The 1,699-nt window shown below is 60.2% G+C and carries 2 protein-coding genes; both read right to left on the bottom strand.

Translation table 11 applies throughout. From position 1 onward, the window contains the following. Nucleotides 1–71: 71 nt before the first annotated feature. Nucleotides 72–770: a hypothetical protein gene (locus tag ACH2EH_RS10600; protein WP_395141480.1), complete on the bottom strand. Its 699-nt coding sequence runs from the start codon at nt 768–770 to the stop codon at nt 72–74. Nucleotides 771–1,037: 267 nt separating this feature from the next. Next, nucleotides 1,038–1,699 (bottom strand): type I-E CRISPR-associated protein Cas6/Cse3/CasE (gene cas6e / locus ACH2EH_RS10595; RefSeq protein ID WP_395141478.1); only part of this gene is annotated, 662 nt, incomplete at its 5' end.

The raw sequence follows: 1,699 nt of genomic DNA, 5'->3' as shown, positions 1-1,699 counted from the left end.
TCAGCTACCTGCACCCAGCCCACCTGACGGTGGGAGAACCGATTCGTGAAAAAGGCTCAATCTTCGCCCTTTTACGGGGTAGTTCCTCCTCCTCCCTCACTGGGCAAGAGACGCTGACCACTCACACGACGGGGCTGGAAGCCGATGCGAGCGAGCTCGGGGGTTTTGTCTAGCAGCGTGCTGGCGGCGCAGTAGTGGAACCGGGCACGGCTTATCGAAACCCACAGCGTTTTGGCGGCACCATCGCGCTGCTGGGTGAGGCTCTGACGACGACCGACGCTGGCTAAAGGACGCGCGGCCACGACCACCGCCAGGGCATCCTGAATCCGGGTGAGAAGCTCCTCCGGGTAGCGGGCCAGCTCGGGCTGGACGGACGCAGAGGCAGTGATGGCCTGCTGGGCCAGCAAAATCACCCGATCATCACGCTGGAGAGAGCCTAGCTTTCCCCCCGTCCAGCCGTAGGAATTGAACGCCCCCAAGCGCGAGGCGGCATCCACCTCGTAGTCGGGACGGGACTGAATATGACGGAAGCCATCTTTCAAGCGCTCTTGCAGGCTCTCCAGCGCAGACTGGTAGCGCTGGGAGTGCCGGGCACGCTCCCCCTCCGTCATCATCTGTGAGCCTCCCAGGGCCATCAGAGCGGTGTACTCTGTCTCAATCGTGCTCCGTAGAACCGCCGGAATCTTAAAAGGATCAGTAGCAGCCCGACTATCGTCCACCGAGCGAACCAGCTCTGCAGCCTTAACCACTTCTTCAATAACCATTGCCATGACAGGCGTTTCCTTTCTCAGCGAGGCTCCCTCGCCTTCATCTTCTCTTACGGAAAAGTGCCCTCAGAGAGTTCCCCGCCTTTCCAAACCGGAAGAAAACAGGCACTCAGAGCTGTCTCTCTCTCCGCAATCGGAATCGGGTGACTAAATGTCCCTTCCCACGCACCCGCATCCGGTTGCGGAAGCCCAAGCAGAGGCTACCTAATCACCGCAACCGGAATCGGAGGGCAGAGCAGCGCGCTTTGGTCACCCGCAACCGGAAGAAAGCTAGGCGCGGGCCACGCTCAGCAGCCCGAACCCGAAACCCTTCGCCGCCCCAATGCCTGCGGCTAATGCCTCAGCAAAGAGAGCCGTATCCGTGACCGTGAGAACCCCTTCGAAGAGAACCGCATGGTGGGTTGTCCGACTCTCTGCCCGATGGTGCTTCTGTGCCTCTTGCTCTATAACCTCGGCATAGGGCAGCGTGAGAGCGGAGCCATCACGCCGACGAAATTCCTTGAGGGGAAGGGAGAAGCCGTGGCTACTCGCCTGCCTCCCAATCCACTCAAGCTGCTGCTCCTCCGTTCGTAAAGGGAGCCGCTTCCCCTCTCGCTTGACAGTGGGGTTTGCACGAAGGCGAAATCGTAGCGGTGTATCCCTCGCCAGTTTAGGTTCCCATTGCTTCACCTCAGCAGAAGCGAGCAAGTAGGTCGGGTGTTGCGCGGTAAGCTTCTCCCAGTCAGGCTCCACACGGGACTGTACCAGAATAACAGTGCCATGCCTTGGGCTCTCCTCGACCCGAAAAAGACAGCGCACTTCTTTTCGTGCTTCGTCAGCGGCTTGTTGCGCCGTCGCACTTCCCACAAGAGGATGAGGCAGCTCAGGGAAGGCATGAGAGAGCGTACGGTGCAGCTCATACAGAGCACGTAGGTCGCTCTCCACCTGGCGGC

This window comes from Armatimonas sp. (genome assembly GCF_043760365.1).
GTDB lineage: Bacteria > Armatimonadota > Armatimonadia > Armatimonadales > Armatimonadaceae > Armatimonas.
This window is presented reverse-complemented; position numbering and strand designations above follow the sequence as displayed.